The sequence below is a fragment of the Leclercia sp. TB492 genome, from assembly GCF_049974505.2.
In the GTDB taxonomy this organism is placed as follows: Bacteria; Pseudomonadota; Gammaproteobacteria; order Enterobacterales; family Enterobacteriaceae; genus Enterobacter; species Enterobacter adecarboxylatus_C.
The window spans coordinates 3,733,383-3,754,040 of the sequence record NZ_CM127572.1 but is presented as its reverse complement, the minus strand read 5'-3'; the positions used below and the strand labels follow the sequence as shown (position 1 = coordinate 3,754,040).

The 20,658-nt window shown below is 58.0% G+C and carries 24 protein-coding genes; 16 read left to right on the top strand and 8 right to left on the bottom strand.

What is annotated here, in order from left to right; genetic code table 11:
- Positions 1-25: 25 nt before the first annotated feature.
- The 12 genes from cysD (at position 26) to rpoS (ending at position 9,750) form a co-directional block, all read left to right on the top strand.
- On the top strand, positions 26-934 hold the full coding sequence (gene cysD / locus ACP4QI_RS17755; protein ID WP_426495684.1) for a sulfate adenylyltransferase subunit CysD: 909 nt from the start codon (positions 26-28) through the stop codon (positions 932-934).
- A gap of 9 nt (positions 935-943) precedes the next feature.
- Entirely contained in the window at positions 944-2,371 is a 1,428-nt protein-coding gene (gene cysN / locus ACP4QI_RS17750; RefSeq protein ID WP_426495683.1) for a sulfate adenylyltransferase subunit CysN, read from the top strand.
- Complete coding sequence (gene cysC, locus ACP4QI_RS17745; protein WP_142486923.1) at positions 2,371-2,976, top strand: adenylyl-sulfate kinase; 606 nt, start codon at positions 2,371-2,373, stop codon at positions 2,974-2,976. The genes cysN and cysC overlap by 1 nt, the downstream gene beginning before the upstream one ends.
- A gap of 56 nt (positions 2,977-3,032) precedes the next feature.
- Positions 3,033-3,356, top strand: coding sequence for a DUF3561 family protein (locus ACP4QI_RS17740; RefSeq protein WP_142486922.1), 324 nt, complete (start codon positions 3,033-3,035; stop codon positions 3,354-3,356).
- A gap of 166 nt (positions 3,357-3,522) precedes the next feature.
- Positions 3,523-3,834, top strand: a complete 312-nt coding sequence (gene ftsB, locus ACP4QI_RS17735) for a cell division protein FtsB (RefSeq protein ID WP_039029953.1) — start codon at positions 3,523-3,525, stop codon at positions 3,832-3,834.
- Between the two features lie 21 nt (positions 3,835-3,855).
- On the top strand, positions 3,856-4,566 hold the full coding sequence (gene ispD / locus ACP4QI_RS17730; RefSeq protein ID WP_285128461.1) for a 2-C-methyl-D-erythritol 4-phosphate cytidylyltransferase: 711 nt from the start codon (positions 3,856-3,858) through the stop codon (positions 4,564-4,566).
- Complete coding sequence (gene ispF / locus ACP4QI_RS17725) at positions 4,566-5,045, top strand: 2-C-methyl-D-erythritol 2,4-cyclodiphosphate synthase (protein ID WP_040074259.1); 480 nt, start codon at positions 4,566-4,568, stop codon at positions 5,043-5,045. Before ispD ends, ispF begins: the two co-directional genes overlap by 1 nt.
- Positions 5,042-6,091 carry a tRNA pseudouridine(13) synthase TruD gene (truD, locus tag ACP4QI_RS17720; RefSeq protein ID WP_426495682.1) on the top strand — a complete coding sequence of 350 codons (1,050 nt, stop codon included), beginning with the start codon at positions 5,042-5,044 and terminating at the stop codon, positions 6,089-6,091. The genes ispF and truD overlap by 4 nt, the downstream gene beginning before the upstream one ends.
- Positions 6,072-6,833 carry a 5'/3'-nucleotidase SurE gene (gene surE / locus ACP4QI_RS17715; protein ID WP_032613629.1) on the top strand — a complete coding sequence of 254 codons (762 nt, stop codon included), beginning with the start codon at positions 6,072-6,074 and terminating at the stop codon, positions 6,831-6,833. The genes truD and surE overlap by 20 nt, the downstream gene beginning before the upstream one ends.
- Positions 6,827-7,453 (top strand): protein-L-isoaspartate(D-aspartate) O-methyltransferase, encoded by a 627-nt coding sequence (locus ACP4QI_RS17710; protein ID WP_156264532.1) that lies wholly within the window; start codon positions 6,827-6,829, stop codon positions 7,451-7,453. Before surE ends, ACP4QI_RS17710 begins: the two co-directional genes overlap by 7 nt.
- Positions 7,454-7,569: 116 nt before the next feature.
- Entirely contained in the window at positions 7,570-8,697 is a 1,128-nt protein-coding gene (gene nlpD, locus ACP4QI_RS17705; RefSeq protein ID WP_426495681.1) for a murein hydrolase activator NlpD, read from the top strand.
- A gap of 60 nt (positions 8,698-8,757) precedes the next feature.
- Positions 8,758-9,750 (top strand): RNA polymerase sigma factor RpoS, encoded by a 993-nt coding sequence (gene rpoS, locus ACP4QI_RS17700; protein WP_032613624.1) that lies wholly within the window; start codon positions 8,758-8,760, stop codon positions 9,748-9,750.
- Positions 9,751-9,803: 53 nt separating this feature from the next.
- On the opposite strand, the gene ACP4QI_RS17695 is transcribed toward rpoS, so the two are convergent.
- Complete coding sequence (locus ACP4QI_RS17695) at positions 9,804-10,181, bottom strand: DUF4440 domain-containing protein (RefSeq protein WP_231313751.1); 378 nt, start codon at positions 10,179-10,181, stop codon at positions 9,804-9,806.
- Positions 10,178-10,594: a MarR family winged helix-turn-helix transcriptional regulator gene (locus ACP4QI_RS17690; RefSeq protein ID WP_142486915.1), complete on the bottom strand. Its 417-nt coding sequence runs from the start codon at positions 10,592-10,594 to the stop codon at positions 10,178-10,180. The genes ACP4QI_RS17695 and ACP4QI_RS17690 overlap by 4 nt, the downstream gene beginning before the upstream one ends.
- Before the next feature lie 172 nt (positions 10,595-10,766).
- Here ACP4QI_RS17690 and ACP4QI_RS17685 point away from each other — a divergent pair, with 172 nt between their 5' ends.
- Genes ACP4QI_RS17685 through ACP4QI_RS17675 form a run of 3 tightly spaced genes read left to right on the top strand, consistent with a single transcriptional unit; the run spans position 10,767 to position 13,018 of the window.
- Positions 10,767-11,369, top strand: a complete 603-nt coding sequence (locus ACP4QI_RS17685) for a non-oxidative hydroxyarylic acid decarboxylases subunit B (protein ID WP_426495680.1) — start codon at positions 10,767-10,769, stop codon at positions 11,367-11,369.
- On the top strand, positions 11,359-12,786 hold the full coding sequence (locus ACP4QI_RS17680; RefSeq protein WP_426495679.1) for a non-oxidative hydroxyarylic acid decarboxylases subunit C: 1,428 nt from the start codon (positions 11,359-11,361) through the stop codon (positions 12,784-12,786). The genes ACP4QI_RS17685 and ACP4QI_RS17680 overlap by 11 nt, the downstream gene beginning before the upstream one ends.
- A 10-nt stretch (positions 12,787-12,796) precedes the next feature.
- Positions 12,797-13,018, top strand: coding sequence for a non-oxidative hydroxyarylic acid decarboxylases subunit D (locus ACP4QI_RS17675; RefSeq protein ID WP_426495678.1), 222 nt, complete (start codon positions 12,797-12,799; stop codon positions 13,016-13,018).
- Between the two features lie 94 nt (positions 13,019-13,112).
- Here the strand turns inward: ACP4QI_RS17675 and mutS are convergent, their stop codons facing one another.
- Both mutS and ACP4QI_RS17665 read right to left on the bottom strand, forming a co-directional pair.
- Positions 13,113-15,674, bottom strand: a complete 2,562-nt coding sequence (gene mutS / locus ACP4QI_RS17670) for a DNA mismatch repair protein MutS (RefSeq protein WP_426495677.1) — start codon at positions 15,672-15,674, stop codon at positions 13,113-13,115.
- 113 nt (positions 15,675-15,787) lie between these two features.
- Positions 15,788-16,018: a SymE family type I addiction module toxin gene (locus ACP4QI_RS17665; RefSeq protein ID WP_142486910.1), complete on the bottom strand. Its 231-nt coding sequence runs from the start codon at positions 16,016-16,018 to the stop codon at positions 15,788-15,790.
- Between the two features lie 189 nt (positions 16,019-16,207).
- Between ACP4QI_RS17665 and ACP4QI_RS17660 the strand changes: the two genes are divergently transcribed.
- A complete protein-coding gene (locus tag ACP4QI_RS17660) occupies positions 16,208-16,552 on the top strand; it encodes a nitrous oxide-stimulated promoter family protein (RefSeq protein WP_185902388.1) in 345 nt (114 codons plus the stop codon).
- 3 nt (positions 16,553-16,555) lie between these two features.
- Here ACP4QI_RS17660 and ACP4QI_RS17655 read toward each other — a convergent pair whose 3' ends face one another.
- The 4 genes from ACP4QI_RS17655 to ACP4QI_RS17640 are packed head-to-tail and all read right to left on the bottom strand — an operon-like array spanning position 16,556 to position 20,598.
- Positions 16,556-17,788 (bottom strand): MFS transporter, encoded by a 1,233-nt coding sequence (locus ACP4QI_RS17655; protein ID WP_307763909.1) that lies wholly within the window; start codon positions 17,786-17,788, stop codon positions 16,556-16,558.
- A gap of 13 nt (positions 17,789-17,801) precedes the next feature.
- On the bottom strand, positions 17,802-18,563 hold the full coding sequence (locus ACP4QI_RS17650; protein ID WP_142486907.1) for an ABC transporter ATP-binding protein: 762 nt from the start codon (positions 18,561-18,563) through the stop codon (positions 17,802-17,804).
- Positions 18,563-19,600 carry a FecCD family ABC transporter permease gene (locus ACP4QI_RS17645; RefSeq protein ID WP_426495676.1) on the bottom strand — a complete coding sequence of 346 codons (1,038 nt, stop codon included), beginning with the start codon at positions 19,598-19,600 and terminating at the stop codon, positions 18,563-18,565. The genes ACP4QI_RS17650 and ACP4QI_RS17645 overlap by 1 nt, the downstream gene beginning before the upstream one ends.
- Entirely contained in the window at positions 19,600-20,598 is a 999-nt protein-coding gene (locus ACP4QI_RS17640) for an ABC transporter substrate-binding protein (protein WP_285111887.1), read from the bottom strand. The genes ACP4QI_RS17645 and ACP4QI_RS17640 overlap by 1 nt, the downstream gene beginning before the upstream one ends.
- Between the last annotated feature and the right edge of the window lie 60 nt (positions 20,599-20,658).

Here is a 20,658-nt window from a genome sequence, read left to right as displayed (position 1 = left end):
GCACCAGGCCTTATAAGGAACGGTTATGGATCAAAAACGACTGACTCACCTGCGGCAGCTTGAAGCGGAGAGTATTCATATCATCCGCGAAGTGGCCGCCGAGTTCGCTAACCCGGTAATGATGTACTCCATCGGGAAAGACTCCAGCGTGATGCTGCATCTGGCGCGTAAAGCGTTTTATCCGGGCACGCTGCCGTTCCCGCTGCTGCACGTGGATACCGGCTGGAAATTCCGCGAGATGTATGAGTTCCGTGACCGTACCGCCAAAGCGTATGGCTGCGAACTGCTGGTGCATAAAAACCCGGAAGGGGTGGCGATGGGTATCAACCCGTTCGTGCACGGCAGCGGCAAACACACCGACATCATGAAGACTGAAGGGCTGAAGCAGGCGCTGAACAAATACGGCTTTGATGCGGCCTTTGGTGGCGCCCGTCGCGATGAAGAGAAATCCCGCGCCAAGGAGCGTATCTACTCCTTCCGCGATCGCTTCCATCGCTGGGATCCGAAGAACCAGCGCCCGGAGCTGTGGCACAACTACAACGGCCAGATCAATAAAGGCGAAAGTATTCGCGTCTTCCCGCTCTCCAACTGGACCGAGCTGGATATCTGGCAGTACATCTATCTGGAAAATATTGAGATCGTTCCTCTGTATCTGGCGGCTGAACGTCCGGTACTGGAGCGCGACGGCATGCTGATGATGGTGGATGACGATCGTATCGATCTCCAGCCTGGCGAAGAGATCAAACAGCAGATGGTGCGCTTCCGTACCCTCGGCTGCTGGCCGCTGACCGGCGCGGTGGAATCCAACGCACAGACGCTGCCGGAGATCATCGAAGAGATGCTGGTGTCGACCACCAGCGAGCGACAAGGGCGCGTGATTGACCGCGACCAGGCAGGCTCGATGGAGCTGAAGAAACGTCAGGGTTATTTCTAAGGAGCCGCCATGAATACCACTATTGCTCAACAGATTGCGGATGAAGGCGGCGTTGAAGCCTACCTGCACGCACAACAGCACAAAAGCCTGCTGCGTTTTCTGACCTGCGGCAGCGTTGATGACGGTAAAAGTACGCTGATTGGCCGTCTGCTGCACGATACCCGTCAGATCTATGAAGATCAGCTCTCCTCCCTGCATAACGACAGCAAACGTCACGGCACCCAGGGTGAGAAGCTCGATCTGGCCCTGCTGGTGGATGGCCTGCAGGCGGAGCGCGAGCAGGGCATCACCATCGACGTGGCCTATCGCTACTTCTCCACCGAGAAGCGCAAATTTATTATTGCCGACACCCCGGGGCACGAGCAGTACACCCGCAACATGGCAACAGGCGCGTCTACCTGCGACCTGGCGATCCTGCTGATCGACGCCCGTAAAGGGGTGCTGGATCAGACCCGCCGTCACAGCTTTATCTCCACGTTGCTGGGGATCAAGCACCTGGTGGTGGCGGTCAACAAGATGGACCTGGTCAACTTCAGCGAAGAGAAGTTTAACGAGATCCGCGAAAGCTACCTGACCTTTGCCGAACAGCTGCCGGGCAACCTCGATATCCGCTTCGTGCCGCTCTCGGCGCTGGAAGGGGATAACGTGGCTTCCCAGAGCGTAAGCATGCCGTGGTACAGCGGCCCGACGCTGCTGGAGGTGTTAGAGACCGTCGAGATCCAGCGCAGTGTGGAAACGCAGCCGATGCGCTTCCCGGTGCAGTACGTTAACCGCCCGAACCTCGATTTCCGCGGCTTCTCCGGCACCATTGCCTCCGGCAGCGTGCAGGTGGGGCAGCGCGTGAAGGTGCTGCCCTCAGGCGTAGAATCTGCGATTATCCGTATCGTCACCTTTGATGGCGATCTGCAGGAAGCCGGGGCAGGCGAAGCCGTTACTCTGGTGCTGAAAGACGAAATCGATATCAGCCGTGGCGACCTGCTGGTGGATGCCGCAGAAACGCTGCCTGCGGTGCAAAGCGCCTCTATTGATGTGGTGTGGATGGCCGAGCAGCCGCTGAGCCCGGGCCAGAGCTATGACATCAAAATCGCTGGCAAGAAAACTCGCGCCCGCGTGGACGGCATTCAGTATCAGGTGGATATCAACAATCTGGCGCAGCACAGCGTCACTGAACTGCCGCTGAACGGCATCGGCCTGGTCGATTTCACCTTCGACGAACCGCTGGTGCTGGATCAGTATCAGCAGAACCCGGTAACCGGGGGCTTAATCATTATCGATCGCCTGACCAACGTCACCGTGGGCGCCGGGATGGTGCGTGAGCCCAAATCGCAGGCGAACGCGGTGCCGTCAGAGTTCAGCGCCTTTGAGCTGGAGCTGAACGCGCTGGTACGCAAACACTTCCCGCACTGGGGCGCACGCGATCTGCTGGGAGGCAAGTAATGGCCCAGCATGATGAGAACGTCGTCTGGCATCCTCATCCGGTCACTGTAGCCGATCGCGAACAACTCCACGGTCACCGTGGGGTTGTGCTGTGGTTTACCGGGCTCTCGGGCTCCGGTAAGTCCACCGTGGCGGGCGCGCTGGAGGAGGCGCTGCATAAAGCGGGTGTCAGCACCTATCTGCTGGATGGCGACAACGTGCGTCACGGGCTGTGCAGCGATCTCGGCTTTAGCGATGCGGATCGCAAAGAGAACATCCGTCGGGTGGGTGAAGTGGCCAGCCTGATGGCCGATGCCGGGCTGGTGGTGTTAACGGCCTTTATTTCGCCGCACCGCGCCGAGCGGCAGTTCGTGCGCGAGCGCGTCGGCCAGAACCGCTTTATTGAAGTCTTCGTCGATACCCCGCTGGAGATCTGCGAGCAGCGCGATCCGAAGGGGCTGTATAAAAAAGCCCGCGCGGGTGAACTGAAAAATTTCACCGGTATTGACGCAGTTTATGAAACCCCCGATGCGCCCGACATCCATCTGGAAGGTCAACAATTGGTAACAAATTTAGTGAGCCAATTATTAGACCTGCTCAGACAGGGCGATATTATCAGATCCTGAGATGGTATTGATGGGGTGATTAACCCCATCGATATGTCATGGTCACAGGATCAGCTATGCGAAACAGTGAGAACTACATTATCACCGGGGCGGACAGGGTATCGACAAATGACGACACGACCTGGTCTTTCCCTGGGGCGATTGTCGGCTTCGCGTCATGGCTGATGGCACTGGGTATCCCTTTCCTGTTTTACGGCAGTAATACCCTGTTCTTTTTCCTCTATACCTGGCCTTTCTTCCTGGCGCTGATGCCCGTTGCCGTCGTGGTGGGGATTGCGCTGCACTCTCTGCTCAACGGCAAGCTGCTCTACAGTTCATTCACCACCGTAATGACGGTGGTGGCAATGGTCGGACTGTTATTTTTATGGCTCATGGGATAAGTTCAGCCATAATTCAAACCGTCACTAACTGTGTCACGTTGAAGGCTGCGCGAATCTGCAAAAAAAATGTGGTACATTTGCCCGCAATGGTGCGGCATCTCTGTAGCCCCGATGTAGAGTCGTGGGGAAAGTTATGGGATGATGATGCCGTTTTTCAGGGGGCAGGATGGGTAAACTTACGCTGCTGTTGCTGGCATTGCTGGTCTGGCTTCAGTATTCACTGTGGTTCGGTAAGAACGGCCTTCACGATTACAGTCGCGTCAGCGATGACGTGACGGCGCAGCAGGCAACAAACGGCAAACTTAAAGCGCGAAACGATCAGCTGTTTGCGGAAATTGACGATCTCAATGGCGGACAAGAAGCCATTGAAGAGCGCGCGCGCAACGAACTCAGCATGACTAAGCCGGGCGAAACCTTCTATCGTCTGGTGCCGGATGCGTCTAAACGCAACCAGGGCTCAGTACAAAACACCCGATAATCAGGCCCAGGATTATTAGCCATGGCAGTCACTTTTTCAAACGTATGCGCCGTTGTGCCAGCCGCCGGGTTTGGCCGGCGCATGCAGACAGAATGTCCTAAGCAGTACCTTTCAATTGGTGATAAAACGATCCTTGAGCACGCCGTAGCGGCGCTGCTGGCGAACCCACGCGTGACGCGGGTCGTTATCGCCATCAGCCCGGGCGACGCCCGCTTTGCCGCGCTGCCGCTTGCCCGCCATCCGCAGGTCACCGTTGTAGACGGCGGCACGGAGCGCGCCGACTCGGTACTGGCAGGTCTCCAGGCCGCCGGTGAAGCGCAGTGGGTGCTGGTGCATGACGCGGCGCGTCCGTGTCTGCATCAGGACGACCTGGCGCGTCTGCTGGCCATCAGCGAAACCAGCCGCGTCGGCGGCATACTGGCAACGCCGGTACGCGATACCATGAAGCGCGGCGAGCCGGGAATTCCGGCCATTGCCCATACGGTAGATCGTGTTGACCTCTGGCATGCGCTGACGCCGCAATTTTTCCCCCGCGAGCTGCTGCAGGCCTGCTTAACCCGTGCGCTGAATGAAGGCGCAACCATCACCGACGAAGCCTCAGCGCTGGAGTACTGCGGTTTCCACCCGGAACTGATTGAAGGGCGCGCAGATAATATAAAAGTGACGCGCCCCGAAGATTTACAGCTGGCAGAATTTTATCTTACCCGTTCGACCCATCAGGAGAAGGCATAATGCGAATTGGACATGGTTTTGACGTACACGCCTTTGGCGGCGAGGGCCCAATTATCATTGGCGGCGTACGCATCCCTTATGAAAAAGGACTGCTCGCGCATTCTGATGGCGATGTTGCCCTGCACGCGTTAACCGACGCGCTGCTGGGTGCGGCGGCGCTGGGCGATATCGGCAAGCTGTTCCCGGACACCGATCCGGCCTTCAAAGGGGCCGACAGCCGCGAACTGCTGCGCGAAGCCTGGCGTCGTATTCAGGCCAAAGGTTTTACCCTCGGTAACGTGGACGTGACCATTATTGCTCAGGCACCAAAAATGCTGCCGCATATCCCGCAGATGCGGGTGTTTATTGCCGAAGATCTTGGCTGCCACATGGATGACGTCAACGTCAAAGCCACCACCACCGAAAAGCTCGGCTTTACCGGTCGCGGTGAAGGTATCGCCTGTGAAGCCGTGGCGCTGCTGGTGAAGGCGGCCAAATGACGGATTTCGATAACCTGACGTACCTGCACGGTAGACCGCAGGGCACGGGCCTGCTGAAGGCCAATCCGGAAGATTTCGTGGTGATCGAAGATCTGGGCTTTGAGCCGGACGGCGAGGGCGAACACATTCTGGTGCGGATCCTGAAAAATGGCTGCAACACCCGTTTTGTGGCCGAGGCGCTGGCTAAGTTTCTGAAAATTCACGCCCGCGAAGTGAGTTTCGCCGGGCAGAAGGACAAACACGCTGTCACCGAACAGTGGCTCTGCGCCCGGGTGCCCGGTAATGCAATGCCTGATTTAAGCCAGTTCCAGCTTGAAGGCTGTAAGGTGCTCGAATACGCCCGTCACAAGCGCAAACTGCGCCTCGGCGCGTTAAAGGGCAACGCCTTTACGCTGGTGCTGCGTGAGGTAAGCAACCGCGACGAGGTCGAAAAACGTCTTACTGCCATCACCGGGGAGGGCGTGCCGAACTACTTCGGTGCCCAGCGTTTTGGTATTGGCGGCAGTAACTTACAGGGTGCGCTGCGCTGGGCGCAAAGCAATGCCCCGGTACGTGACCGCAATAAACGCAGTTTTTGGTTGTCGGCAGCCCGCAGTGCGTTGTTTAATCAAATCGTGAGCGAGCGTCTGAAAAAAACGGACGCGAATCAAGTTGTTGTTGGCGATGCGCTACAATTAGCGGGGCGCGGCAGCTGGTTCGTCGCCACCGACGAAGAAATGGGTGATTTGCAGGCGCGCGTCAATGCGAAAACGCTGCTGATCACCGCGGCCCTGCCGGGTACCGGCGAATGGGGTCCGCAGGGCGAGGCGCTGCAGGCGGAGCAGGCAGCCGTCGCCGGTGAAACAGAATTATGCTCTCTGCTGGTGCGGGAAAAAGTCGAAGCGGCACGCCGGGCGATGCTGCTCTATCCGCAACAGCTGAGCTGGAACTGGTGGGATGACGTAACCGTTGAGTTACGTTTTTGGCTACCGGCAGGTAGCTTTGCCACCAGTGTTGTCAGGGAACTTATCAACACTTCGGGTGACTATGCGAATATTGCTGAGTAACGATGACGGGATCCACGCGCCGGGCATTCAGACGCTGGCTAAGGCGCTACGTGAGTTCGCTGAGGTGCAGGTTGTGGCTCCCGATCGTAACCGCAGCGGTGCCTCTAACTCGTTAACCCTCGAGTCGTCCCTTCGCACCTTTACCTTCGACAATGGCGATATCGCCGTTCAGATGGGCACCCCGACGGACTGTGTTTTTCTCGGCGTTAACGCCCTGATGCGTCCGCGTCCGGACGTGGTGGTCTCCGGCATTAATGCCGGGCCCAATCTGGGCGATGATGTGATCTACTCCGGCACCGTGGCGGCCGCCATGGAAGGGCGACATCTCGGTTTCCCTGCGCTGGCCGTCTCGCTCAACGGGCATCAGCATTACGACACCGCTGCCGCGGTGACCTGCTCCATTCTGCGCGCGCTGAGCCGCGAGCCGCTGCGCACCGGGCGGATACTCAATATCAACGTCCCGGACCTGCCGCTGGATCAAATTAAAGGCATTCGCGTGACGCGCTGCGGTAGCCGTCATCCGGCGGATAAAGTGATTCCGCAGGAAGATCCGCGCGGCAATACCCTGTACTGGATTGGCCCGCCGGGTGAAAAACATGATGCCGGCCCGGATACCGACTTCGCCGCGGTGGACGAAGGGTACGTTTCCGTCACGCCGCTGCATGTAGATTTGACCGCGCATAACGCGCAAGATGTGGTGTCAGGCTGGCTGGATCGCGCCGGAGTGAGCTCCCAATGGTAAGTAAACGTGTACAAACACTCCTGAATCAATTACGCACTCAGGGTATCGCTGATGAGCATGTGCTTAATGCCATTTCGCTGGTGCCGCGTGAAAAGTTCGTCGATGAGGCGTTTGAGCACAGTGCGTGGGAAAACGTCGCCTTGCCAATAGGCCAGGGGCAGACCATTTCCCAGCCTTATATGGTGGCGCGAATGACCGAGCTGCTGGAGCTGACTCCGGACTCGCGGGTGCTGGAGATCGGCACCGGGTCAGGATACCAGACCGCCATTCTGGCGCACCTGGTGCATCATGTCTGCTCGGTTGAACGTATTAAAGGCTTGCAGTGGCAGGCGCGTCGGCGCCTGAAGCAGCTTGACCTACATAATGTTTCTACCCGTCACGGCGATGGCTGGCAGGGCTGGAAGGCTCGCGGCCCGTTTGATGCCATTATCGTGACGGCCGCACCGCCGGAAATCCCGGCTGCGCTTATGGCGCAACTGGACGACGGCGGGATCCTCGTTTTACCGGTGGGCGATGAACATCAGCTGTTGAAGCGTGTTCGTCGACGGGGCGACGAGTTCATCATCGATACCGTAGAAGCCGTACGTTTTGTGCCTCTGGTAAAAGGAGAGCTGGCCTGAGACTCGGATTTTTCCAGGGTTATTCAGGCCAATTCAGCGTATGGTGTGGCGCAAAAGCGCGTGACATTACGGTTAATTTTAAGTCACTGGTAACTAATAATATTCCTGGGGGATAAATGAGCGCGGGAAGCCCAAAATTCACCATCAGCCGTGTTGCGGCACTGTCACTGGTTTCACTGTGGCTGGCAGGTTGTACATCCTCGAATAACGCCCCTGCGCCGGTGAGTTCAGTTGGCGGCAACAGCGGTACCAGCACCGGCAATTCATCCGGCGGCATGCTGATCACTCCTCCGCCTAAGATGGGCACTACAGCACAACAAATACCTCAGATTCAGCCTGTTCAGGCACCGGTAACCCAGCCAACGCAGATTCAGCCAGTGGATCAGCCTGTCCAGACGGAAAATGGCCGCATTGTGTATAACCGTAAGTATGGGAACATTCCGAAAGGGAGCTATACCGGCGGCAGCACCTACACCGTAAAACGTGGCGATACATTGTTCTATATCGCCTGGATCACCGGGAACGATTTCCGTGACCTTGCACAACGAAATAACGTTCAGGCCCCGTATGGACTGGAAGTTGGCCAAACGCTGCAGGTAGGTAACGCAACGGGCAAACCGCTTACGCCAGGCAATACCGTGTCGGTTGCTGACGTGACGGCGCAAAATAACAGTGTGACGCCTGCGCAAAAATCAAGCACAGTGGTTGCGTCGCAACCGACAATTACGTATTCTGAGGACTCAGGTGAACAGAGTGCTAACAAGATGTTGCCGAATAATAAAGGGTCTGCGGCTGTGGTCACAGCGCCCGTTACGGCACCTGTCGTTAGCTCTACCGTGCCCGTTGCCAGTAGTCAGACGTCCAGCTCGCCAATCTCTTCGTGGCGCTGGCCGACTGAAGGCAAGGTTATCGAGAACTTTTCTTCCTCCGAGGGGGGAAATAAAGGGGTCGATATCGCAGGAAGTAAGGGACAGGCTATTATCGCGACCGGAGATGGACGCGTGGTATATGCCGGTAACGCTCTGCGCGGTTACGGTAATCTTATTATCATAAAACACAACGATGATTACCTGAGTGCCTACGCCCATAACGATACGATGCTGGTCCGGGAACAACAAGAAGTTAAGGCGGGGCAAAAAATAGCTACTATGGGTAGCACCGGAACCAGTTCTACACGCTTGCATTTTGAAATTCGTTACAAGGGGAAATCCGTAAACCCGCTGCAATATTTACCGCAGCGATAATTTGGCGGGACATACCACTTCGGGTGTCTCGTTCAGGGATCACGGGTAGGAGCCACCTTTATGAGTCAGAATACGCTGAAAGTTCATGATTTAAATGAAGACGCGGAATTTGATGAGAACGGAGCTGAGGTTTTTGACGAAAAAGCCTTAGTAGAAGAGGAACCCAGTGATAACGATTTAGCTGAAGAAGAGCTGTTATCGCAGGGCGCCACTCAACGTGTGCTGGACGCGACTCAGCTTTACCTTGGAGAGATTGGATACTCTCCACTGTTAACAGCAGAAGAGGAAGTTTACTTCGCGCGTCGGGCATTGCGTGGTGATGTGGCATCACGCCGCCGTATGATTGAAAGTAACCTGCGTCTGGTGGTCAAGATTGCCCGTCGTTACAGCAATCGTGGTCTGGCTCTGCTGGATCTGATTGAAGAGGGCAACCTGGGGCTTATCCGCGCGGTAGAGAAATTTGACCCTGAACGTGGGTTCCGTTTCTCAACATACGCGACGTGGTGGATCCGACAGACTATCGAACGGGCAATCATGAACCAAACCCGTACGATCCGACTGCCTATTCACATCGTGAAAGAGCTGAACGTCTATCTGCGTACCGCACGCGAGTTGTCCCATAAGCTGGACCACGAGCCAAGCGCGGAAGAGATTGCCGAGCAGCTTGATAAACCGGTTGATGACGTAAGCCGTATGCTGCGTCTCAACGAGCGTATTACCTCCGTCGACACCCCGCTGGGTGGCGATTCCGAGAAAGCGCTGCTGGACATCCTGGCCGATGAAAAAGATAACGGCCCGGAAGACACCACGCAGGACGATGATATGAAACAGAGCATCGTCAAATGGCTGTTCGAACTGAACGCTAAACAGCGTGAAGTGCTGGCACGTCGTTTCGGTCTGCTGGGGTATGAGGCTGCAACACTGGAAGACGTCGGTCGTGAAATCGGCCTGACCCGTGAACGTGTTCGTCAGATTCAGGTAGAAGGTCTGCGTCGCCTGCGTGAAATCCTGCAGGGGCAAGGGCTGAATATCGAAGCGCTGTTCCGCGAATAAGCAACTTTTCGTCAAAAAAAGGCCCGTCGAGAGACGGGCCTTTTTCTTTTGTCTTAAGGCTGCGTGGTTTCGTGCAGCAGACGCCAGGTTATCGTATCGCCTTCCTGATTGAGTACCGCGCTGGACCAGCGCACGTTGACCGGCTGATCGGGGCGGGTTTGTGTCTCGCGATAGTGAAGCACCGCGCCGTTATCCCAGGTCTGCAACGTCGTTAATTCATCAATCACGATCTTCAGTCCAGGACGGCTGCCGCGCTGAGTCTCCAAAAAACGCGCCAGCGCGGGGTGATCCAGATGTGCGCCGCTGGGAGCAATCATCAGAAAGTCCTCGCGAAAACGGGCGAGCAGGGCGGCAAAATCGCCTTCACCCTGGCCTAACCAGTTTTCTAATGCAATGTGAGCATCAATAATTTCTGTTTCATAGCGGGTCATTCTCTCTCCTTTACCATCATTTTGCGGACCAAATCCGTAAACTGGCGACGCTCCTCGGCGGTTAAACGCCCCAGAAAAGCCTCATCGACGTTATTCCCTACCGGCTTGCAGCTCCCGAGCAGCGCTTCACCTTCCGGCGTTAAGAAGACAAACCGTCGGCGCTTATCGGCCGGATCGGCTTCGCGCGTCACCAGCCCGCGTGATTCCATACGGCTCAGCATTTCCGCAAGGGTGGCTTTGGTACTGACAGCGGCTTCGGTCAGCGCCACCTGCTCGATACCGGGATGTTCGGCGATGGAACGCAGCACCGCATATTGCGGCTTGGTCAGCTCGGGCAAGGCCTGCTGCCAGTGCGCGGTATGCTGCTGAAAAAGCTGACGTAACAGGTGGAACGCTTCTTGTCTCAGTTCCATGAACTCTCCGGCGTAAAAATCACCTCTCTATGATAGCCGTTATCAGCCGGGAATTTAACGCGACCCTTTTTAGCATTACGTGTGATCGTATACGAACGATATTGCGAGGTGGCGTATCCAGGCGTAGGGTAAACAACACGTTCGTATACGAACAAATGAGATGAGGTACTGAATGCGATTGATTGTTGGGATGACAGGAGCGACCGGCGCGCCGCTCGGGGTGGCACTGCTACAGGCGCTGCGCGAAATGCCGGAAGTGGAAACCCATCTGGTGATGTCGAAGTGGGCCAAAACGACGATTGAGCTGGAAACGCCCTACACCGCTCAGGATGTAGCCGCGCTGGCCGATGTGGTCCATAGCCCGGCCGATCAGGCCGCAACCATCTCATCCGGATCCTTTCGTACCGACGGCATGATCGTCATCCCCTGCAGCATGAAAACGCTGGCGGGTATCCGTGCAGGCTATGCAGAAGGGCTGGTGGGGCGTGCCGCCGACGTGGTGCTGAAAGAGGGCCGCAAGCTGGTGCTGGTTCCGCGGGAAACGCCGCTCAGCACTATTCATCTGGAGAACATGCTGGCTCTTTCCCGCATGGGGGTGGCGATGGTGCCGCCGATGCCCGCTTATTACAACCACCCGCAAACCGCCGATGACATCACCCAACACATTGTGACCCGGGTGCTCGACCAGTTTGGTCTGGAGCATAACAAAGCCCGTCGCTGGAAAGGCTTACAGGCGGCCAGAAATTTTTTACAGGAGAATGAACATGGCATTTGATGATTTGAGGAGCTTTTTGCAGGCGCTTGATGAGCAAGGGCAATTGCTGAAAATCACGGAGCAGGTCGATGCGGAGCCGGATCTGGCGGCGGCAGCCAACGCCACCGGGCGCATTGGCGACGGTGCGCCTGCGCTATGGTTTGACAATATTCGCGGCTTTACCGACGCCCGCGTGACCATGAACACTATCGGCTCCTGGCAGAACCACGCCATCTCAATGGGCCTGCCGCCGAATACGCCAGTTAAAAAGCAGATCGACGAGTTTATTCGCCGCTGGGATAAATTCCCGGTCGCGCCGGAGCGCCGCGACAACCCGGCATGGGCAGAGAATACCGTCGACGGCGAGGCAATCAACCTGTTCGATATTCTGCCGCTATTTCGCCTGAACGACGGTGACGGTGGGTTCTATCTGGATAAAGCCTGCGTGGTCTCCCGCGATCCGCTCGATCCGGATCATTTTGGCAAGCAGAACGTCGGCATCTACCGGATGGAGGTGAAGGGCAAACGCAAACTCGGCCTGCAGCCGGTGCCGATGCACGATATCGCCCTGCATCTGCATAAAGCGGAAGAGCGCGGACAGGATTTGCCGATTGCTATTACCCTTGGCAACGATCCGATCATCACCCTGATGGGGGCCACGCCGCTGAAGTACGATCAGTCGGAATATGAGATGGCGGGCGCGCTGCGTGAAAGTCCGTACCCGATCGCCACCGCGCCGCTGACCGGTTTTGATGTGCCCTGGGGCTCGGAAGTGATCCTCGAAGGGGTGATTGAGGGCCGCAAACGCGAAATCGAAGGGCCGTTCGGGGAGTTTACCGGACACTACTCCGGTGGCCGCAACATGACCGTAGTGCGTATCGACAAAGTCTCATACCGCACCAAACCGATTTTTGAGTCGCTCTATCTTGGCATGCCGTGGACCGAAATCGACTACCTGATGGGGCCGGCAACCTGCGTGCCGCTCTATCAGCAGCTGAAAGCCGAGTTTCCGGAAGTGCAGGCGGTAAATGCGATGTACACCCACGGTCTGCTGGCGATTATCTCCACCAAAAAACGCTACGGCGGCTTTGCCCGTGCCGTTGGCCTGCGGGCGATGACCACGCCGCACGGGCTGGGCTACGTGAAGATGGTGATCATGGTGGATGAGGATGTTGATCCGTTCAACCTGCCGCAGGTGATGTGGGCGCTGTCGTCGAAAGTGAACGCTGCAGGGGATCTGGTGCAGTTGCCGAACATGTCGGTGCTGGAGCTGGATCCGGGTTCAAGCCCGGCGGGGATCACCGACAAACTGATTATCGACGCCACCACGCCGGTTGCCCCGGATCTCCGTGGACATTACAGCCAGCCGGTGCAGGATCTGCCTGAAACCAAAGCCTGGGCTGAAAAACTGACCGCGATGCTGGCCGCACGTAAATAAGGAGGGAAAAATGATTTGTCCACGTTGTGCCGATGAACATATTGAAGTGATGGCGACGTCGCCGGTTAAAGATGTCTGGACGGTGTACCAGTGTCAGCACTGCCTGTACACATGGCGAGATACCGAGCCGCTGCGCCGCACCAGCCGCGAGCACTATCCTGACGCGTTTCGCATGACGCAGAAAGATATCGACGATGCCCCGCAGGTGCCCACCATTCCGCCGCTATTGTAAAAAAAGCCGGGCGGCGGCTACGCCTTACCCGGCCTACGCGGTTCCAGTAGGCCCGGCAAGCGCAGCGCCGCCGGGCGATACAAGCCGCAGCGATCTACACCAGATTCTTTAAGCGATAAATCCACTCCAGCGCCTGACGTGGCGACAGGGAATCCGGATCGAGGTTCTCCAGGGCCTCCAGCGCCGGTGAGGTCTCTTCGGCTGGCATCAGCAACGACATCTGCGTCCCGTCCACCTGAGTGGCCGCCGCGTTAGGCGCGAGGCTTTCCAGCTCGCGCAGTTTTTGACGCGCACGCTTGATTACCTCTTTCGGCACCCCCGCCAGCGCCGCCACGGCCAGACCGTAGCTTTTGCTCGCCGCGCCATCCTGCACGCTGTGCATAAAGGCAATGGTATCCCCGTGCTCCAGCGCATCCAGATGCACGTTCGCCACGCCCTCCATCTTCTCTGGCAGTTGGGTCAGCTCAAAGTAGTGGGTGGCAAACAGGGTCAGCGCTTTGATTTTATTAGCCAGGCTTTCGGCGCATGCCCACGCCAGCGAGAGCCCGTCATAGGTGGAGGTTCCGCGGCCAATCTCATCCATCAGCACCAGGCTGTATTCCGTGGCGTTGTGCAGTATGTTGGCGGTTTCGGTCATCTCCACCATAAAGGTCGAACGACCGCTCGCCAGATCGTCCGCCGCGCCCACGCGGGTAAAGATACGATCGATGGGACCGAGCTCCACCTTTTGCGCCGGAACGTAGCTGCCGATATAGGCCAGCAGGGCAATCAGCGCCGTCTGTCGCATATAGGTACTTTTACCACCCATATTCGGCCCGGTAATGATCAGCATCCGCCGCTGCGGCGACAGGTTCAGCGGGTTAGCGATGAACGGTTCGTTCAGCACCTGCTCCACCACCGGATGACGGCCTTCGGTAATGCGCACGCCGGGCTTATCGCTAAAGGTCGGGCAGCAGTAGTTCAGCGTCTCGGCGCGTTCCGCCAGGTTGACCAGCACATCCAGCTCGGCCAGCGCGGTGGCGCTCTGTTGCAGATCCGCCAGATGCGGCATCAGCATATCGAACAGGGCGTCATACAGCTGTTTTTCCAGCGCCAGCGCTTTGCCTTTTGAGGTGAGGACCTTGTCTTCGTACTCTTTCAGCTCAGGGATAATATAACGCTCGGCGTTTTTCAGCGTCTGACGGCGCACGTAGTGAATGGGTGCCAGGTGGCTCTGCCCGCGGCTGATCTGAATAAAGTAGCCGTGTACGGCGTTATAGCCAACCTTCAGGGTATCCAGCCCGAGACGCTCGCGTTCGCGGATCTCCAGCTTATCGAGATAGTCCGTTGCGCCATCGGCCAGCGCGCGCCACTCGTCCAGCTCTTCGTTATAGCCCGGGGCGATAACGCCGCCGTCACGCACCAGCACCGGCGGGGCTTCGATAATGGCGTTTTCCAGTAGTTCACGCAGTTCGCTGAATTCGCCCATCGCCTCGCGCAGCTTCTGCACCGGCGCGCTGTCGATCTCTGCCAGCTGGCTGCGCAGTTCTGGCAGTTGCTGGAACGCGTGACGCATCCGGGCCAAATCGCGCGGGCGTGCGGTGCGCAGCGCCAGACGTGCCAGAATACGCTCCAGATCGCCCACCTGGCGTAACACCGGCTGTAGATCGCTGTACCGATCCTGCAGAGCGCCGATGGTCTGCTGGCGTCCGGTGAGCGTAGCGGTGTCGCGAACCGGCATGTGCAGCCAGCGCTTCAGCATCCGGCTACCCATTGGGGTGACGGTGCTGTCGAGCACCGAGGCGAGGGTGTTTTCCACGCCGCCGGCCAGGTTCTGGGTGATCTCCAGATTGCGACGGGTGGCGGCATCCATGATGATGCTGTCCTGCTGGCGTTCAATGGTAATGGAGCGGATATGCGGCAGGGCAGTGCGCTGGGTGTCTTTCACGTACTGCAGCAAACAGCCGGCAGCGCAAAGGCCACGCGGGGCGTTTTCAACCCCAAAGCCGGTCAGATCGCGGGTGCCAAACTGCAGGTTGAGCTGCTGGCGCGCGGTATCGATCTCAAACTCCCACAGCGGACGGCGACGCAGGCCGCGACGGCCTTCGAGCAGCGCCATCTCCGCAAAATCTTCGGCATACAGCAGCTCCGCCGGGTTGGTGCGTTGCAGCTCGGCGGCCATGGTTTCCCGATCGGCCGGTTCGCTCAGGCGAAAGCGTCCGGAGCTGATATCCAGGGTGGCATAGCCGAAACCTTTGCTGTCCTGCCAGATGGCGGCGAGCAGATTATCCTGACGCTCCTGCAGCAACGCTTCATCGCTGATGGTGCCGGGCGTCACGATGCGCACTACTTTACGCTCGACCGGGCCTTTCGAAGTGGCCGGATCGCCAATCTGTTCGCAGATGGCAACCGACTCTCCCTGATTAACCAGCTTTGCCAGGTAGTTCTCAACCGCGTGATGCGGGATCCCGGCCATCGGGATCGGTTCCCCGGCGGAGGCGCCGCGTTTGGTCAGCGAGATGTCGAGCAGCTGTGACGCGCGTTTCGCATCGTCATAAAATAGCTCGTAAAAGTCACCCATACGGTAAAACAGCAGGATTTCCGGATGCTGAGCTTTCAGCTTCAGGTACTGCTGCATCATGGGGGTGTGCGCGTCGAAATTATCAGTAGTGGTCATGGAGTGATGATGTCCATTTCTTTGAAAATAGTGCTGTTCAGGCGACGTTAGCGTCGTGTATTGCCGCTATTGTCGCATGAAAAAAAGACCCGGCGCAGCAAAATGTCGCGACTTTACGAGGCCTCTTCCACAACCAGTTCGATCACTAATTTTCCCTGTTCTACCAGCACCCGTACCCGGGAATGGGTTTTAAAACCCGCCTCTTCCAGCCAGTCGCCTTTTAGACTTAGCGCGGCGTGCACGCTGTAGCGCGTTGGGATCTTGGTCTTGCGATCCTCGTGACGTTTTCTGAAATAGCCCACGGTGAGATGACGGCTGGGTCTGGAAATACACATATCCGACATAGAAACTCCTTTTTCTCAGGGAAGGATCCGGTGAAATAAACACCTGTATAAAATGCCAGTAAAAAGAGGCGGAGACAAACGCATAACTGCGAAGCGCCTTCAGAAAACGAAATGTAAAATATGAAATCTGGCTGAATATCCGGTCTGAAAAATGTATTATAAATGCAACTTATCAGTGGGTATCAGGCTATGTCAGGAAAACGTATCGCGCGCGAAAAAGAGACCATCCGCAAGATGATCGCGCTCTATGAAAAGCAGTGCCCGCAGGCATCGAAAGAAGCTGGGCACTATCCGGCACTGAATGATTATGCCGACAAGCGGCTGGATAAATGCGTGTTTGGCGAGGAAAAACCGGCCTGCAAACAGTGCCCTGTTCACTGTTATCAGCCGGCTAAACGGGAAGAGATGAAACAGGTGATGCGCTGGGCGGGGCCGCGGATGCTCTGGCGACACCCGATTTTAACGGTTCGCCACCTGATAGACGATCGCCGCCCGGTGCCGGAGCTGCCGGAAAAATACCGTCCGAAAAAATAACGCTCAGGCGCGTGGCCTGCGCATTGGCCGACAGATAACGACCATGGCGAGGGCGCTGCAAAACGGAAACACCGCCAGCACCAGCCACGGGTACATCGCCCCGACAGAGGGTGTCAGCGCCCGATCGAGCAGATCACCCAGCAATAAATTCCCCGCCAGCACCGCGCAGCCGCCTGCGGTCGCCAGCGCGCCGTAATGCGCGCCTAAGGTCGCTTCGCTGGCAAACCACGGCACCACGTCTTTGCCCGCCGGCACCAGCAGCATCTGCCCGGTAGTCAGCAGCGTGACGAAGCAGGCCGCAGGTAGCAGACGCAGCCAGCCGGCCGCTGGTTCTGATGGCGCAAAGAGCGCGACGCTCAGGAACGATACGGCAATCAGCAGAAAGCCCACCGGCAGGATCCGCACTGCGCCCACCCGTCGGGCAAAGCGCGCCAGCGGCAGCTGAAAAAGGATCACCAGCCCCGACGCCAGCATAAACAGCGGGCCGAGATCTTTTTCGCTGCCTCCGGCACGCTGGATCTCGACCGGCAGCGCCAGATAGAGCTGGTTATAGCTTAACAGCCAGCTGCTCCAGGCGATGATGAACGCCACGAACCGCGGCTGGCGAAAGGTGGTCCACCACGGGGTTATCTGCAGCGGCTGGTTTCTTGCCGACCCGGCCGGCAGGCAGAAGAACAGCACGATCAGCGCCACCACGAAGACCGCGGCCCCTGCCAGCGCCACCTGGCGAAAGCCCAGGCCAGTGAGCAGGGCGCCCGCCACCGGCCCAAGCACTGCCCCCAGCTCGCCGCACACCGCAAACAGCGCGAACCACTCGGCGCGGCTGCGTTTGCCCTGCGCCTCGCTGCGGGTTCCGGCTTTTGCCAGTAAGGCTTCAATGGAGGGGGAAAATAGCGCGCCGCCGATCCCGGTGAGGCACGCTCCGGCGATGATAACGGGCAGACTGTAGCCAAAGGCCAACAGCAGGTAGCCCACCACCCGCACCACGCAGCCGCAGAGAATAATCACGCGCGCGCCGTAGCGGTCGGAGAGGGCACCGCCGACGATAAACATCCCCTGCTGGGAGAAGGTTCTCAGCCCGAGCACCAGCCCGATAAGCCCGCCCGAGAGCAGCATATCGTCGCGTAAAAAGATCGCCAGAAAGGGGACAACGGCATAAAAACCGATGTTGAAAACAAACTGGCTGCCCAGTAAGACGGGCGGCCAGAGTTGTGTTGCGGGACGGATCGGGAACACGGCTTACCTCGCCTCAGACGAGGTAGTGAATATGTTTTTTGCCGTGATAAGGCGACAGCTCAATGCGGGTTTTCACCCGGAACACCTCCCACAGCAGCTCTTCGGTAAGAATTTCCTGCGGCGTGCCGGTAGCAACAATGCGCCCTTTCTGCATCACAATCAGCGCATCGCAGAACATCGAGGCGTGATTAAGGTCGTGGATGGCGACGATGCTGGTGACCGGCAGCTGGCTGATCAGCTGCATCAGCTGCATCTGATGATGGATATCCAGGTGGTTGGTGGGTTCATCCAGCAGGATCTCGGTCGGCATCTGGGCCAGCGCCCGGGCGATATGCACGCGCTGGCGTTCACCACCGGAGAGGCTCTGCCAGCCCTGATCGCTGTTATGCAGCATATCCACCGTCTTCAGCGCCGAATTGACGGTCTCGTCATCCTGCGCCGTCCAGCCGGAAAACGGGGAGTGGTGCGGAATACGCCCCAGCTTCACCACGTCCCGCACGCGCATGTTGGCATCGGTCATACCGTGCTGTTCCACAAAAGCCACCCGACGGGCGAGCTGCTTTTTGGCGATCCCGGCAATGCTTTTGCCATCCAGCGCGACGGTGCCGGTATGCGGGCGACGCAAACCGGCAAGGATCCGCAGCAGCGACGATTTGCCGGAGCCGTTTGGCCCCAGCAGACCGACGGTCTGCCCCTGCGATACCGCCAGCGAGACATTATCGACGATGACCTTTTTACCCACCTTCCAGGTGATATTTTCAGCAGTGATGCTCATCACTTATTCCTTGAACGATAGATAATCATGGCAAAGAACGGGACGCCCACCAGCGCGGTGACCACGCCAACCGGCAGGCTTTGCGGGGCGATCAGAAGTCGGGAGGCGATATCCGCCAGCACCATCAGGATCGCGCCGGCCAGCGCGCTGGCGATAAGCAGCGTGCGGTGCAACGGGCCAAAGAAGAAGCGCATCACGTGCGGTACCACCAGGCCGACAAAGCCAATGGAGCCCGCCATGCTGACGATGGTCGCGGTCATTAACGCGGTGACGATAAACAGGATCAGGCGCACCCAGGGCACGGCGATCCCCAGCGAGGCGGCGGCATCGTCGCCAAAGGTGAAGGCGTCGAGCGCGCGGGCGTAATAGAGGCAGATCGCCAGACCTACCAGCACCATTACCAGGACCAGCTGGAACTCGGGCCATCTCACGCCGCTAAAGCTGCCCAGCAGCCAGAACATCACGTCGCGCGCCTGCTGGGCGCTGGCCGAGGTGCTGACGGTCCAGGCGGTGATGGCGTTAAACAGCTGCGAGGCGGCCACCCCGGCAAGAATGGTGCGTTCACTACCGCCGCGCGCGCCGTTGGTCAGCAGGGCCACAAACGCAAAGGCGGCAAAGGCTCCGGCAAAGGCCCCGGCGGAGAGGGTGATGGTGCCGCTGCCAACGCCCAGCACCACCACGGCGACCGCGCCGGTGGACGCCCCGGCAGACACGCCCAGCACGTAGGGCTCAGCGAGGGCGTTTTTCAGCAGGCTTTGCAGTACCGCGCCGCAAATCGCCAGCCCCGCGCCGCAGCAGGCCGCCACCAGCGCCCGGCTCAGGCGGAAGTCCCAGATCACGCTCTCGTAGATGCGGTTGAGCGGAACCTCGGTTAAGCCGATTTTATTGGTAATGGCATAGAACACGCTCTGCAGGGGGATCGACAGCTCCCCCACGCTGACGCCGATGGCGATCACCAGCAGTAACGCCACTATCGCCAGAAAACCCGATGCCGGCAGCAGCCAGCTATGTCGGGTCTGTTGAACCACTGCGGTCATTAATTAAGTCCCATCTTTCTGAGCTGTTCACCGACCTGTTCCGCGCCGTAGATAGTGCGGATGGTTGGGTTCATCGCCTGGCCGTCCATGATTACAATGTGACCTTTTTTAACGGCTTCCAGCTGGCTGACGGCCGGATCGCTCTTCAGGAATTTGATTTTCTCCTGGGCATCGTCCAGCGCCCAGCGATTACGGTCGAGGCTGGAGACCACGATCACGTCCGGGTTGGCGGCAATAATGCTTTCCCAGCCGACGGTCGGCCATTCGGTTTCGGAGGTGATGGCGTTGTGGCCACCCAGCACGTTGGCAATAAAGCCGGAGGCGCTGTTTTTCCCGCCGACGTAGGCGTCAGAAGAGGGGGAAGAGCTGGAGAACCAGAAGACGAAGGAGAGGTCTTTTTTGTTTTTGCTGAATTCGCTGCGCAGATCGGCTTCGCGCTTTTTGAAGTCGGCAATCAGCGCCTGGCCGCGATCTTCCACGTTAAAGATTTTGGCGAAATCTTCGATCTCTTTGTACAGGAAGGTCATATCCCACAGCTTCTGGCGGCTGCCGTACATATCGCCAATATCTTTTTTGGTGGCGCACATGCCCGGCGACATATAGCTGTTCACGCCCACGGTCGCCAGATCTTCGCGTTTGGCGACTTTACTCTCCGGGCCCAGCAGCAGCGGCAGCTGCGCCGGAACGAAGTCCGGGTTTTGCGCCAGGATAGACTCCAGAGTGGGGATCTCGACGGTCAGCGTTTTGACTTTTTTGTTCTGTTCAGCCAGCTGCGGCAGCACTTTGGTTGGCCAGAAGGCGCTGGCGGCTACCTTATCTTCAAGGCCCAACAGCAGCAGAATTTCAACGGTATTTTGTCCCAGCGCCACGACGCGTTCCGGCGCTTTGGTGAAGGTTTCTTTATATCCGCAATTCTCAATCGTCAGAGGATACGTGGTCGCAAAAGCCGAGCCTGCTGTTGCGATCAGCAATCCTAATGCGCTGATGACCTTTTTCATGGAACGCTATCCTTCATTAATGTAGTTATGGCAGCCCGGGCACCTGGCTGAGAATGAATA